Annotated in this window: 11 protein-coding genes; 6 read left to right on the forward strand and 5 right to left on the reverse strand. The window is 64.0% G+C overall.

All coding sequences use genetic code 11. From position 1 onward, the window contains the following. Positions 1–23 precede the first annotated feature (23 nt). Positions 24–449: a barstar family protein gene (locus ACZ5RT_RS15815; protein ID WP_108428128.1), complete on the forward strand. Its 426-nt coding sequence runs from the start codon at positions 24–26 to the stop codon at positions 447–449. A gap of 265 nt (positions 450–714) precedes the next feature. Here ACZ5RT_RS15815 and rsmA read toward each other — a convergent pair whose 3' ends face one another. Genes rsmA through ACZ5RT_RS15830 form a run of 3 tightly spaced genes read right to left on the reverse strand, consistent with a single transcriptional unit; the run spans position 715 to position 5,220 of the window. Continuing rightward, entirely contained in the window at positions 715–1,500 is a 786-nt protein-coding gene (gene rsmA / locus ACZ5RT_RS15820) for a 16S rRNA (adenine(1518)-N(6)/adenine(1519)-N(6))-dimethyltransferase RsmA (RefSeq protein ID WP_422170514.1), read from the reverse strand. Continuing rightward, positions 1,497–2,843 carry a peptidylprolyl isomerase gene (locus tag ACZ5RT_RS15825; protein ID WP_464453096.1) on the reverse strand — a complete coding sequence of 449 codons (1,347 nt, stop codon included), beginning with the start codon at positions 2,841–2,843 and terminating at the stop codon, positions 1,497–1,499. Before ACZ5RT_RS15825 ends, rsmA begins: the two co-directional genes overlap by 4 nt. Continuing rightward, a complete protein-coding gene (locus tag ACZ5RT_RS15830; RefSeq protein ID WP_464453097.1) occupies positions 2,836–5,220 on the reverse strand; it encodes an LPS-assembly protein LptD in 2,385 nt (794 codons plus the stop codon). Before ACZ5RT_RS15830 ends, ACZ5RT_RS15825 begins: the two co-directional genes overlap by 8 nt. Positions 5,221–5,344: 124 nt before the next feature. Here ACZ5RT_RS15830 and ACZ5RT_RS15835 point away from each other — a divergent pair, with 124 nt between their 5' ends. The 3 genes from ACZ5RT_RS15835 (at position 5,345) to ACZ5RT_RS15845 (ending at position 8,419) form a co-directional block, all read left to right on the forward strand. Next, positions 5,345–6,454 carry an aminoglycoside phosphotransferase family protein gene (locus ACZ5RT_RS15835; protein ID WP_422170520.1) on the forward strand — a complete coding sequence of 370 codons (1,110 nt, stop codon included), beginning with the start codon at positions 5,345–5,347 and terminating at the stop codon, positions 6,452–6,454. A gap of 2 nt (positions 6,455–6,456) precedes the next feature. Beyond that, on the forward strand, positions 6,457–7,158 hold the full coding sequence (locus ACZ5RT_RS15840) for a 16S rRNA (uracil(1498)-N(3))-methyltransferase (RefSeq protein ID WP_464453098.1): 702 nt from the start codon (positions 6,457–6,459) through the stop codon (positions 7,156–7,158). A gap of 70 nt (positions 7,159–7,228) precedes the next feature. Next, on the forward strand, positions 7,229–8,419 hold the full coding sequence (locus tag ACZ5RT_RS15845) for an MFS transporter (RefSeq protein ID WP_108428135.1): 1,191 nt from the start codon (positions 7,229–7,231) through the stop codon (positions 8,417–8,419). Here ACZ5RT_RS15845 and ACZ5RT_RS15850 read toward each other — a convergent pair. Together ACZ5RT_RS15850 and ACZ5RT_RS15855 are read right to left on the reverse strand one after the other, a co-directional pair. Next, positions 8,373–9,248, reverse strand: a complete 876-nt coding sequence (locus ACZ5RT_RS15850; protein WP_464453099.1) for an alpha/beta hydrolase — start codon at positions 9,246–9,248, stop codon at positions 8,373–8,375. The two genes, ACZ5RT_RS15845 and ACZ5RT_RS15850, sit on opposite strands and share 47 nt — an antisense overlap. Beyond that, positions 9,248–10,729 carry a M20 family metallopeptidase gene (locus ACZ5RT_RS15855; protein ID WP_291924640.1) on the reverse strand — a complete coding sequence of 494 codons (1,482 nt, stop codon included), beginning with the start codon at positions 10,727–10,729 and terminating at the stop codon, positions 9,248–9,250. Before ACZ5RT_RS15855 ends, ACZ5RT_RS15850 begins: the two co-directional genes overlap by 1 nt. A 100-nt stretch (positions 10,730–10,829) precedes the next feature. Between ACZ5RT_RS15855 and ACZ5RT_RS15860 the strand changes: the two genes are divergently transcribed. Together ACZ5RT_RS15860 and ACZ5RT_RS15865 are read left to right on the forward strand one after the other, a co-directional pair. Beyond that, positions 10,830–11,567, forward strand: coding sequence for a nucleotidyltransferase family protein (locus ACZ5RT_RS15860; RefSeq protein WP_464453100.1), 738 nt, complete (start codon positions 10,830–10,832; stop codon positions 11,565–11,567). 12 nt (positions 11,568–11,579) lie between these two features. Further along, on the forward strand, positions 11,580–12,581 hold the full coding sequence (locus tag ACZ5RT_RS15865) for an XdhC family protein (protein WP_464453101.1): 1,002 nt from the start codon (positions 11,580–11,582) through the stop codon (positions 12,579–12,581).

A 12,581-nucleotide genomic window follows, 5' to 3' on the forward strand; every position in this document is an offset into this window, starting at 1 on the left:
GACTCTAGAGAAAGACCACGGAGATGGACACGCCGATTCGTCATGACCAAGAGACGCCCCTGAAGGGCGTGCGGTCTAACATCGTGCAGTCGATCCGCGCTTACCGCGTGAGCGACTTGCAAGATGCCGCCCAAGGCCTGGGCCACCACTTTTTGTATGCCAACCTGGCCGAAGCCCAGAGCAAGCAAGACGTGCTGGACCTGATTGGTGCGCAATTCACATTGCCCTCGCACTTTGGCAAGAACTTCGATGCCTTGTACGACTGCATGACCGACCCGTTGCACAAGTCGGGCCCACAGCCTGGCTTCATCGTGGTGCTGGAGCAGATTCCCGCACACGCCAAGTTCGACAAGGAAGCCCGCGAGCAGTTGCTGGACATCTTCCGCGACACAGCCGATTACTGGGGAGACCGGAAGATACCCTTCCGATGCTTCTATTCTTTTCGGTAGCCCGTTCTGCACAAAACAGCCAAGCAGGACGGGCGAATGAGGCACAAAACGAAGACGCCGCCATGGCCGATTCGATCGAAGAAGGCGAAAAAATGCCCACCGACAAACTGGTGGACGTCTCGCCCCTGGCGCTGCGCATGAGCAGTCCATTCAACGCAGGTTACTGGCTCGCAGCTGCCTGAAACCCGCCCGGTCGCTCACGCGGCACCCATGAAAAAGCCCGTCAACGACGGGCTTTTTCTTTGGCGCGGAGCCCCCTGACGCGTCAGACAGCTTGAGCCAAAGCCACAAACTCGGCCACGGGCACCTCTTCGGCGCGGCGCTGCAAGTCGAAGTGGCCTGCAAAGCCTTTCTCATCGAGCCATTGGCCCAGGGTGTTGCGCAAAATCTTGCGGCGCTGGCTGAATGCCACCTGCACCAAGGTCTCCAGGGTCTTGACGTTGACCTGAGGCGGCTCGGCCAGCGGCACCATGCGCACCACCGCGCTGTCCACCCGTGGCGGTGGGTCAAAGCTTTCGGGCGGCACAAACAGCACGTTGGCCATGTCGTAGCGCCACTGCAGCATCACCGACAGGCGGCTGTAATCCGAGGTGGCGGGTTGGGCCACCATGCGGTCGATCACCTCTTTTTGCAGCATGAAGTGCTGGTCTTCGATCACATCGACCTGGTCCAGCAAATGGAACAGGATGGGGGTGGAGATGTTGTAGGGCAGGTTGCCGACGACGCGGATTTTGGCGGTGGAGGTGGCTGGCGTTTGGGCGCTGGCCAGCATGTGCGAGGCCAGCGCTCTGAAATCGACCTTCAACACGTCCGACTCGACCACTGAGAGGTGAGGGTGCTCGCGCAAGCGCACGGCCAGATCGCGGTCGAGCTCGATCACCGTGAGGTGACCCAAGCGCTCCACCAGGGGTTGGGTCAAAGCGGCCAGACCGGGGCCGATTTCGACCATGGGCTGGCCAGGCTCGGGGTGGATCGCGTCGACGATGGCATCGATGATGCCGCCGTCGGTCAGGAAATGCTGGCCAAACCGTTTGCGCGCGATGTGCTTCATTGCGGCGGCTCGCGCATCTCGACGTAAGCCCGGCCGCGAATGTCTTCGACCCAGGCGGCATAAGCTTCGTCAAGCTTCTTTTCACGCAAGGCATTGCGTGCCATGGTGCGCTGCTCCTGATCGCTCATGGGTGCGTTACGGCGGTCGGTGACTTCGATCAGATGAACACCAAACCGGGAGACCAAAGGCTCTGCCACCTGGCCTGGACGCAGGCGGTTCATGACCTGTTCAAACTCGGGTACAAACATGCCGGGGTTGGCCCAGCCCAGATCGCCGCCTTGTTGGGCGCTGCCGTCTTGTGACATCTGGCGGGCCACGGCGGCGAAATCGGCCTTGCCGGAGACCACGGCCTGACGCACTTCAGTCAGTTTGGCCACGGCCTGGGCTTGGGACATTTGTGCGCTTGGCCGCAGCAAGATGTGGCGTGCCCGTGTTTGCGTGACGAGCAAGGTGTTGGCCTGGCGGCGCTCCAGCACCTTCAGGATGTGAAAGCCCGCTGCGGAACGCACAGGCGCGGACACTTCACCCGTCTTCAGATTGCGCGTGGCGTCCAGGAAGAGTTCGGGGTAGCGGTCAGCGGGGCGCAAACCCATTTCGCCGCCATTGGCCCCCCGGTCGGCGGCTTGAGAAGTTGCTTTGGCCAATTCGGCAAAGTTTTCACCCGCCCGTGCGCGCCGGGCCACGTCGGCGGCACGTTCACCCAAAGCCTGCACGGCAGCCTCGCTGCTGTTTTCGGGCACCGCAATCAAGATCATGCCCAAATTCAATTGGGCGGGCACTTGGGCGGCTTGCGCCTTCAGTTGTTCGCGCAGGAATTGCTCGACTTCCAGGTCGCTCACACGCACGCGTCCTTCGATCTCCCGCTCGCGCAGGCGGCTGAGCGTCAGCTGGGTGCGCAATTGCTCGCGAAAGCTGCTCAGCGCGATGCCGTCTTGGGCCAGGCGTTTGTGCATTTCCTCGCGTGTCAACTGGTTGCTGGCCGCTACATTGAGCTCGGCCTGGTCGATGGCCTCGCTGTCGATCTTGATGCCCGCTTCACGGGCCTGCTGCATCTGCGCTTTTTCATTGATCAACTGCTCCAGGGCCAGCCGCGTGAGCTCGCTGGCATCGGGCCGGTTGCCCCCGCGTGCGGCGGCTTCGTTGGCCAGGCGTTGGCGCAGCACCTGAACATCCCGGTTGGTGATGGGCTCGGAATTGACCACCGCCACAATGAAGTCGGCCTGACGGTTGCTGGTGGTCGGCGCTGCCGTTTGCGCCCAAGCGCCAGTGCTGGCGAGCAAACCCATGACGCCCCAAACAGACGCCACAAATGCGGAGCGGGCAGGAGAAAACAGTTTATTCATAGTGCTGGAACCGACTGGGTTGAACCGTGCTGTCGCGCAGGTATTGGTAGCGGGGAATGTTGTCACTGAGGCTCTTGAGGGGGCTGATGCCCACGCGGGCGAAACCGATGAATTCAAGCTGGAAAAGGATGCGGCTGTTCGAGCTCGTTGGGCTGGCTGCGGAAACGTTGGTCTGCAGCCGTTGAAAAGCCACCCGCCCCAACCAGCAGCCCGCATCGTATTCCAGGCCCAGCAAGGTGTCGACCAGGCTGCGCTCTTTCAGGCTGTAGTTCAGACGGCCCACGGTGTACCAGCGGTCTGGCCCCAGGCCTTGACCGGGTGTGCGGGACCAGGCCGTTTCGGCTTGCCGGTCGGTGTTGCCCACCAGGTCGCTCAAAGGCCATTGCCAACCTACATCCACAAACTCGGATGCTGTTGTGCCAGGCGTGACCTGGTTATTAGCCCGGTAAGCTGCGTTGATCACCCGGTAGGGGCTGTGGCTGTAGCGGGCCTGCAAGGTGGTGCGGGCGATGTCGTGCGTCTGGTTGTTGGCTTGCAGGGTTCCGTCAAAGGACCAGCGGTCGTCCCAGCGGATACCGGCACCGAACAAAATGTCGCTCAAACCGGCCTTGACCGGGGGAGGATTGCTTTGAAGTCCGACAAGTTGGTCTGAAAACCGGATGCGCTGTGCGACACCCACCCGAAGCATTTCTGCACCGTTGTTCGCATCAAAAAAGCGGCTGCTCACACCCAAGGTCAGCGCGTCGTTGTCGGCCAATCGGTCATGGCCCACATAGGTGTTTTCGCTGTAGATCGTGGACAGGTTGAAGTCGGTGGCACCGCTGTCGTAAAGCGGCAGCATGCTCTGGTCCTTGTAAGGTGTGCGGGCGTAAAAGGCCCGGGGCTCCAGGGTCTGCAGCACGTCGCGCCCGAACCAGCGGGTTTCGCGTTCAAACACCAGCCCGGAATCCAGGCTGAAGGTCGGCAACACCCGGTTCACCGCCGTGGCCCCGTTGTTCAGTGCCCGGTCCATCTGGTAGCGCGTGGCATGCAGTTGCAGCTTGGGCGTCACGAAGCCCCAAGGGCGAATCCAGGGGCGGCTGACCTGGGCCTGCACGAAACTGCGCTCGCCGTTGCGCGGCAGGCCCGCATTGGCGATGCGCGAGTAGTCGGCCTCAAAACGCGTGGTGTCGCCCACCACCGACCAGTCCAGGCCTTCGGCATTCCATTGACCATAGCGCATGGTGATCTGCGGTGCCCTGTCGTAAGGCGGCGCGGCTTCTTGCAGGTTTTGCCAGCGCTGCACCTGTGCGCTCATGCTGAAGTCGCCCCGACCCCAGGACAGCACGCCCGTGGAAGGCAGCACGCGTTGTGTCAGCACCAGACCTGAGCGTGGAAAGTCCCGCCAGTAGTTGTTGTCGCTCACGCGGTTCAGGGTCAGGCCCAGGCCAATGCGGCCCACGCTGTCCAGTCCGGTGTCGATGCCGCCGTTGTGTTGGCTGGTCAAGCCCCAGCGTGTTTGCGAGCGCAGTTTGTCGCCGGGCATCAGGTTCAAGCGAACCTGTCCGTTGTAGTCGCGTTCCAGGTAACGGAATTCGGAGTCGACCGCGACGCCCCGTTGGCTCATGACGTGGGTGGTCACCGTCGCATCGCGGTTGGGCGCGATGTCGAAGTAGTAGGGCTGCGCCACTTCGACGCCGTTGACCGTGTCGATGCTCAGCAGGGGCGGCAACAGGCCGGACTTGCGTTCGTTGGTCAACGGCAGGCTGATCGAGGGGGCTGCAAAAACGGGCACGTCCTGGAATCGGAACTGCACGCCTTCGGCCTGGATGGTCGATTCCTCTTCGTCCACCGTCAGTTTGGCGGCTTTCAGCAACCAGGCGGGCAGCCATTCCGGGCCGGGTGTGCGGCGGCATGTGGTGTAGTTGGCCTGGCGAAGGAGGGTCCGCGTGTTGTCCACAAACTCGACTTGGGCGGCTTGGCCATAGCCGCCACTGCTGTACAACTCGAAGTCGGGCTTTTCAAAGGTGCCCTGAAAGCTGTCGACCTTGAGCCTGAGGTGTGGACCGGTGAAGACGCTGGTCTCGGTGCTCACGCGCACCTGGCCTTTGGCGTCCACCACGTCCTGTGTCTGGTCGTAGTCCACCCGGTCAGCGCTCAAGGCCAGTCCGGGCCGCCGCACGCTGGCCTGGCCCTCGACCACCAGGTCCATGTCGGGCCGTGCGGTGATTTGGTCGCCTTTGACAAACACCGCCCCTTCGGACTTCTGGCGATCCGTGACGGCTTCTTCCAGCAAAGGGCTGCTGCGCAGTAGCAAACCGGCAGGTTGGGCCTGCACCCAGCTGCTCCCCAGGGCCCACAGCAGCGCCACAGCCACCGAGCAGGGGGCCAAGGCCATGGGGGGAGTCAGCGGCAAGGAAGGCAAAGCGGAATGGGTGGCCACAAATAGCGAAAGTGATGAAAAAGACAGGCTGTCATCGCCCCTTGGGGGCACAGGCAGGCTTTGTAGAATGGGATTATCCATGAGCCACCCCTCTCTATCTTCCATGCCCTCGCCAGCGCCTGTTTCTGTGGTCCATTGGACCGACCCCCTTCGTCAGGATCTGTTCCAGCAATGGCTGGCAGGCATCGCACCCACCCAGGGTCTTTTGCCGGATACCTTGCGGGTGGCATCGGCCGACGCCAGCTTTCGCCGCTACCTGCGGGTGGACACGATTCAGGGCGGCAGCCGCATCGTCATGGACGCGCCGCCCGACAAGGAAAACTCCGAGCCCTTCGTCCGCATTGCCGCCTTGATGAAGGCCGCGGGCCTGAATGCCCCCGAGGTGCTGGATTGGCACGAGGCCCACGGCTTCATGCTGCTGAGCGACCTGGGCGATGCCACCATGATGTCGGCCATCGACCCCGAACGCCCGCAAGCCAACCACGGCCTGTACATGCAGGCGGTCGATACGCTGGTGCAGTGGCAGTTGGCCTCGCGCCCTGGCTTGCTGCCGCCCTATGACGCCGCGCTGTTGAACAGAGAGCTGAGCCTGTTCCCCGATTGGTATTTGGCCCAGCACCGGGGCGTGCAATTGCAAGGCGCGCAGCGCGAGGTGTTCGACAAGGCTTTTGCCCTGATCGTGCAGCGCAACCTGGCCGCACCCAGCGTGTACGTGCACCGCGACTTCATGCCACGCAATTTGATGATGCCGTTTGGCGCGAATCCTCAACTCGGCGTTTTGGACTTCCAGGACGCGGTCTATGGCCCCATCACCTACGACATCGCCAGCCTGATGCGCGACGCCTTCCTCACCTGGGAGGAAGACTTTGTGCTCGACATCACCATCCGCTATTGGGAAAAAGCCCGCAAGGCGGGGCTGATGGACTTTGAAGACTGGCACAGTGACTTTGGTGCGTTTTACCGCGCGGTCGAGTGGATGGGCCTGCAGCGCCACCTGAAAGTGGCGGGCATCTTTGCCCGCCTGACCCTGCGCGACGGCAAGCCCAAGTACCTGGCCGATGCGCCGCGTTTCATCGACTACATCCGCAAGGCCTGCGACCGTTACCGCGAGCTGGGTCCTTTGCTCAAGCTCATCGACGAGATCGAAGGCACCACACCTCAAGTCGGCTTCGCCTACGGGCGCATGTGAGCATGCCGCGCTTTTTTTGCCCTGCCCCTTTGGTCACTGGCCTGGCCTTGAGCCTGCCTGCGGGCGCGGCCCGCCATGTGCAGGTGCTGCGCCTGCAGCCGGGCGATGTGATCACCTTGTTCAACGGCGAAGGCGGCGAGTTTGACGCCACGGTGACCCGCATGGGCCGCAGCGATGTCGAGGTCGAAGTCGGTGTGCACCGCGCAGTCGAGCGCGAAGCCAGCCGTGCCGTGCACCTGCTGGCCGGTATCACCGCCAACGAGCGCATGGACTGGCTGGTCGAAAAAGCCACCGAGCTGGGCGTGGCCAGCATCACGCCGCTGGTGGCCGAGCGCAGCGTGCTCAAGCTCAAGGGCGAGCGCGCCGAGAAAAAACTGGCGCACTGGCAAGGCGTGGCCGTGGCTGCCGCCGAGCAGTGCGGGCGCAACCGCGTGCCGCTGATCCATCCGGCCGTGAGCCTGAAAGAGTGGCTGGCACATGCCGCGCCTGGTGAACGCTGGGTGCTGTCTTTGTCCGATGGCACCCGGCCGTTGTCGGAGATGGCAGGCACCGACACCGTGACGGTGCTCAGCGGCCCCGAGGGCGGGCTGAGTCCCGCAGAACAGACCGCCGCCTTGGCCGCAGGCTTTGCACCCGTGACCCTGGGCCCCCGCGTGCTGCGGGCCGAGACCGCGCCTTTGGCCGTCTTGGCCGTTTGTGCCTGATCTGGGCCAAGCGCCGGGTGTCGCTTTGGGCGACATCCCTTCATAAGTCGCAGGCGATACACTGGCCCACATGAACGCCAACCTCATCCTCCTCACGCTCTGCCAGGGCCTGTTTTTCACCAACAACGTCACCTTCATCGCCATCAACGGGCTGGTGGGTTTGTCCATGGCGCCGCTGGGCTGGATGGCGACCCTGCCCGTCATGGGCTATGTGGTGGGGGGTGCGCTGTCGACCGGGCTGGTGGCCAAGAGTCAGTCGCGCTGGGGGCGCAAGGTGTCGTTTCAGCTGGGGCTGGGCGTGGCTTTGTTTTCGGCACTGCTGGCCGCTTACGCCGCCTGGAGCCACAACTTCTGGTTGCTGGTGGCGGCCACGGTAATTGCCGGTTATTACAGCGCCAACGGCCAGTTGTACCGTTTCGCGGCGGCCGAGTTGGCGGCCGACGGCTTCAAGGAAAAAGCGGTCTCGCTCGTGTTGGCCGGGGGTTTGATCGGCGCCATCGTGGGCCCTAACCTCGCCTCGCGCACCCGTACTTTGTACGAGGTGCCGTTTTTGGGCGCTTACATGGCGCTGGGCATTGTGGCCATCTTGGCCATGGTGTGCATGGCCTTCATCCGCTTCCCGGCGGTGCCCGCCAAAAAGCCGGGCGACAGCGCGGGCAGGCCCCTGTCCGAGATCATGCGCCAGCCCGTGTTCATTGTGGCGGCGGCTGCGGCAGCGCTCAGCTACGGTGTGATGAACCTGCTGATGGCCGCCACACCGCTGGCCATGCAGGTGTGCGGGTTCAGTTTTGACGACGCGGCGCTGGTGCTGGAGTGGCATGTCATCGGCATGTTCGCGCCGGGCTTTTTCACGGGGCACCTGATCAAGAAATTCGGCACCCTGCAGATCATGGGTGCGGGCGTGCTGATCAATTTCGCCTGCATCGCCATCGCGCTCACGGGTGTGAATCTGCACCAATTCCTCATTGCGCTGTTCCTGCTGGGCCTGGGCTGGAATTTCCTGTTCACCGGCAGCACCACCTTGGCGATGAAAGCCTGGACCCCCGCCGAAAAAGACCGGGGTCAGGCGGCGATCAACTTCTTTGTGTTCACCACCATGGCGGTGACTTCGTTCGCTTCCGGTGCTTTGGTCACCACCCAGGGCTGGATGTGGCTGAACATCGGCTCGTTGTTCCCGGTGGCCCTGACCGGGGTGGCGCTGGTCTGGATGGTGCTCAAACAGAAGGCTGCGCAGAAAACCGCGCCAGCAGCCAGCGCTTGAGCGCGGTGAACACCTGGGCGCGGTAGAGGTCGTTGAAGACCTCGTGGTACATGGCCTCAAAGCATTGGGCTTGCACCACTGCCTGGGGTGCCGCATCGGCAAAGTCTGCGGTGGCCTGCGCATTGACCAGCTTGTCTTGCCCTGCGTAAAGCAGCAGGGTCGGCACCTGCCACTGCGGGGCATCGCGCAGGGTTTGCTCGCCTTGCGACAGAATCCAGGCGGCCAGTCCTGTGGCGATGCGGCGGTGCACCAGCGGATCGGCTTGGTAGGCTTTCACCACATCCGGGTCGCGTGACACGAACTCGGTTTTCAGGCCGTTGTCCACCCGCACATGGGGCACCACGCGGGGCAGGGTGGCCAGCAGCATGCGCTGAAAAAAGGTCGGGAACGCGCCCAGTGCCGGAGACGACAAGACCGCCGCATCCACCGGGCGCAGTTGTTCGGCCAAGGTGCGTGCCACCACCAGGCCGCCCATGCTGTGGCCCAACACAATGAGGGGCGTGTTGGCCAAAGCCGGGCGTTGGCGCGTATCGTCGATCACCCGGCACAAATCGGCCTGCAAGCTGCCAGGGCGCAGCAGGTCGCCCCGTGCGCCTTCGGATTGGCCGTGCCCTTGCTGGTCGTAGCCGCGCACCGCAAAACCCCATTGGTGCAAATTCGCGGCCAATTCGCCATAGCGCCCGGCGTGCTCGCCCAAGCCGTGCACCAACAGCACGGTGCCCAAGGGCTTGGTCGCAGGCAAGACCCAGTCGTACACCGCCAGCTGGCCCGCTTCGCCCTGCAGGCTTGACGTGGTCGGGCGCGAGATCGACAGCCGTTGCGACAACATCACGGCATGCGGGCCATGACTTCGGCCACGGCAGCGGTGAGTTTCTTGGCATAGGGCACATGCAAAAACTCATTCGGCCCGTGCGCGTTGCTTTTGGGGCCTAGCACGCCGCAGACCATCATTTGCGCTTGGGGGAAACCGGCGCTCAGCATGTTCATGAGCGGGATGGTGCCGCCTTGGCCGATGTAGCCCACACCTGCACCAAAGTGCGCCTGGCTGGAGGCGTTGAGCGCCTGCTCGAACCAGGGCAAGGTGTCGGGGGCGTTCCAGCCTGTGGCGCCGCCGCCGCTTTCAAAGGTGACTTTGGCCTGGTAAGGCGCGTTGTCTTCGAGCAGGGCTTTCATCTCGGCCACGGCCTGCGCCGCGTCCACCAGCGGGGGCAGGCGCAGGCTGAGCTTGAAGGCGGTATAGGGCCTGAGCACATTGCCCGCGTCTTTCAGCGCCGGGAAGCCTTCGGCCCCGGTCACGCTCAGCGTGGGCGTCCAGGTGCGGTTCAGCAGGGCCTGCACCGGGTCGGTGGTGGTGGGCAGGGCAAAGGTGGTCGAGCCGCCGCAGTCGTAATGCGCCCACGGGAAGCGCTTGTACACCTCGTCGCCCAAGATGGCGGCGGTGGCCTGCGCTTGCGCCAGCCGCTCGGCAGGCACTTCGCAGTGGAAGCTGGCGGGCAGCAATCGGCCCGTGGTGCTGTCTTCGAGGCGGTCCAGCACCTGGCGCATGATGCGAAAGCTTGACGGCACCAGGCCCGAGGCGTCGCCCGAGTGGATGCCCTCGGTCAGCACCTGCACCTTGAGCGTGCCGCTGGCCATGCCACGCAGGCTGGTGGTGAGCCACAGCTGGTCGTAGTTGCCCGCGCCGCTGTCCAGGCAAATCACCAGGCCCACATCGCCCAGGCGGGTGCGCAGCGCGTCCACATAGGGCAGCAGATCGTAGGAGCCGGACTCTTCGCAGGTCTCGATCAGGCCGACGATGCGCGGGTGCGGTGTCTTCTGGGCCTTGAGGGCCTGCACGGCGGCGATGCTGGCGTACACCGCATAACCGTCGTCCGCGCCGCCCCGGCCATAGAGCTTGCCGTCTTCATAAACCGGGGTCCAGGGGCCCAGGTCATTGCGCCAGCCGTTGAACTCGGGCTGCTTGTCCAGGTGGCCGTACATCAGCACCGTCTGGCCCGAGCCCTCGCTGGCGGCGCGGGTGGCGGCCACTTCAAAAAACATGACCGGCGTGCGCCCGGGCAGGCGGATGATTTCGAGCGTCAGGCCTTCGACTTTCTGCGCCTCCACCCATTGCGCCGCATGGCGCAGCACCGACTCGATGTGGCCGTGCGCGGCCCAGTCGGCATCGAACGCGGGCGACTTGGCCGGGATTTCGATGTATTTCTTCAACTCGGGCAGGATGGTGCTGTCCCAGGCTTGGGTGACATCCTGAAGGGCGCGGGCGCTGTCGAGCGTGCCTTCGGGCATTTCGCGGTGCAGGGGAGCGTTCATGGGGCGGAGTTCCTCGGGTCATCGTCAAAGAAAAACACTGTAGCGCTTTTGCGCGGGGCTGGCCACGCCAGCTGTTCGCTGCGGTGACAGGAGGGTGACGGTGCCCACCCAGGAGGGCGGCACAATGGGCACCCTGTCCATGCCAAAAGGTGTCCGATTGAACATGCTGGCGCTTGCATCACCCACACCGGGGTCTGTACCGCGCATCGGTGCGCTTGTGCTGGCCGCAGGTGCGGGCAGCCGCATGGGCCATCGGCCCAAATGCCTGCTGCAGCAAGGCGGCATGAGCTTGCTGGAGCGGCAATTGCAGGCTTTGTCATTGGCGGGTGTGGCACCCATTCGGGTGGTACTGGGGCACCACGCCAAGCGGATCCTGCAAGAGGGGGCATTGGCCCGCTGGTCAGCACAACCGGTGCTCAATCCGCAACCCGATGATGGTCACGTCAGCTCACTGCGTGCCGGTTTGCGCGCCTTGCCATCCGGGCTCGATGCGGTGGTGGTGGCCTTGGCTGACCAGCCCTTGATCGATGTGCGGGCGGTGCAAGCGTTGCTGCAAGCTTTTGCGCAACGCCCTGTCGGCACGCAGCTGCTGCAACCGAGCGTGCAAGGCCTGCCAGGCAACCCGGTGGTCTTTACCTGCACCGTCATGGCGCAAATTCTGGCGGGTGATGTGGACATGGGCGCACGCCAATGGCAGCAGGCGCACCCCGAAGCCGTGTACCGCTGGGAAACACGCGATGGCCATTACCGTCTGGACGTGGACAATGAAGCCGACCGCCAGGCGGTGGAGCAGTTGACAGGTCAAAGCCTGCGCTGGCCGCACGATTTGGACCTCTAAAAACAGACGCACATGCACAGCATCGACATCGACGTGATCCGCACCGCCCTCGATTGGCAAAGCCGGGGCCACCGCGTGGTCATGGGCACGGTGGTGCGCACCTGGGGTTCGGCCCCGCGCCCGCCAGGCTCGCTCATGGTCATCCGGGGCGATGGCCAGGTGGCCGGCTCGGTGTCGGGCGGCTGCATCGAAGACGATCTGATCCGCCGCGTGGCCGCTGGCGAGCTGGCGCTGCGCCTGCCCGAAACTACCACCTATGGCCAGACCGCCGAAGAAGCGCGCCGCTTTGGCCTGCCCTGCGGCGGCACGGTACAGGTGGTGCTGGAGCCGCTGTCGCCTCAATCGCAACTGCGCGAATTGCTGGTGCTGATCGAGCAACACCAGCGCGTGGAGCGCCGTCTGGACATGGCCACAGGCCTGGTGCGCATGGGGGCCGCCACCACAGGCGACAAGCTGCAGTTTGACGGCCAGAGCCTCACCACGGTGCACGGCCCGCGTTTGCGTTTGCTCATCATTGGCGGCGGGCAACTCTCGCGTTATCTGGCCAGCATGGCCGTGATGCTGGACTACCAGGTCACCGTGTGCGAGCCGCGCACCGAATACCGCGAAGGCTGGAACACCATGGCCGACGTGACCCTGTCCACCCAGATGCCCGATGACCTGGTGCTGGCCATGTGCCTGGACCACAACAGCGCTGTGGTCGCGCTGACCCACGACCCCAAGCTCGATGACCTGGCCCTGATGGAGGCGCTGCGCACGCCCGCTTTTTATGTGGGGGCTTTGGGCTCGCTGCACAACAATGCGCAACGCCGCAAGCGCTTGTTGGCGTTTGATTTGAGCGAAGCCGAGGTGCGCCAGTTGCACGGTCCGGTGGGGCTCAACATGGGTGCTTTGACCCCGCCCGAAATCGCGCTGAGCATCGTGGCCGAAATGACCGCCATGCGTCGCGGCGTGGACCTCGGTCAGGCACTCAGCAACTGGGAAGGCTCGCAGACGGTGTGCAGGTCGGGTTGA

The organism is Limnohabitans sp. TEGF003, assembly GCF_055395455.1.

Bases quoted from the DNA above. Each gene is read 5' to 3' on its own strand.
- ACZ5RT_RS15840 (WP_464453098.1), top strand. From the start codon at position 6,457: ATGCCGCGCTTTTTTTGCCCTGCCCCTTTGGTCACTGGCCTGGCCTTG.
- ACZ5RT_RS15825 (WP_464453096.1), bottom strand. From the start codon at position 2,843: ATGAATAAACTGTTTTCTCCTGCCCGCTCCGCATTTGTGGCGTCTGTT.
- ACZ5RT_RS15815 (WP_108428128.1), top strand. From the start codon at position 24: ATGGACACGCCGATTCGTCATGACCAAGAGACGCCCCTGAAGGGCGTG.
- rsmA (WP_422170514.1), bottom strand. From the start codon at position 1,500: ATGAAGCACATCGCGCGCAAACGGTTTGGCCAGCATTTCCTGACCGAC.
- ACZ5RT_RS15845 (WP_108428135.1), top strand. From the start codon at position 7,229: ATGAACGCCAACCTCATCCTCCTCACGCTCTGCCAGGGCCTGTTTTTC.
- ACZ5RT_RS15835 (WP_422170520.1), top strand. From the start codon at position 5,345: ATGAGCCACCCCTCTCTATCTTCCATGCCCTCGCCAGCGCCTGTTTCT.
- ACZ5RT_RS15865 (WP_464453101.1), top strand. From the start codon at position 11,580: ATGCACAGCATCGACATCGACGTGATCCGCACCGCCCTCGATTGGCAA.
- ACZ5RT_RS15850 (WP_464453099.1), bottom strand. From the start codon at position 9,248: ATGTTGTCGCAACGGCTGTCGATCTCGCGCCCGACCACGTCAAGCCTG.
- ACZ5RT_RS15830 (WP_464453097.1), bottom strand. From the start codon at position 5,220: ATGGCCTTGGCCCCCTGCTCGGTGGCTGTGGCGCTGCTGTGGGCCCTG.
- ACZ5RT_RS15855 (WP_291924640.1), bottom strand. From the start codon at position 10,729: ATGAACGCTCCCCTGCACCGCGAAATGCCCGAAGGCACGCTCGACAGC.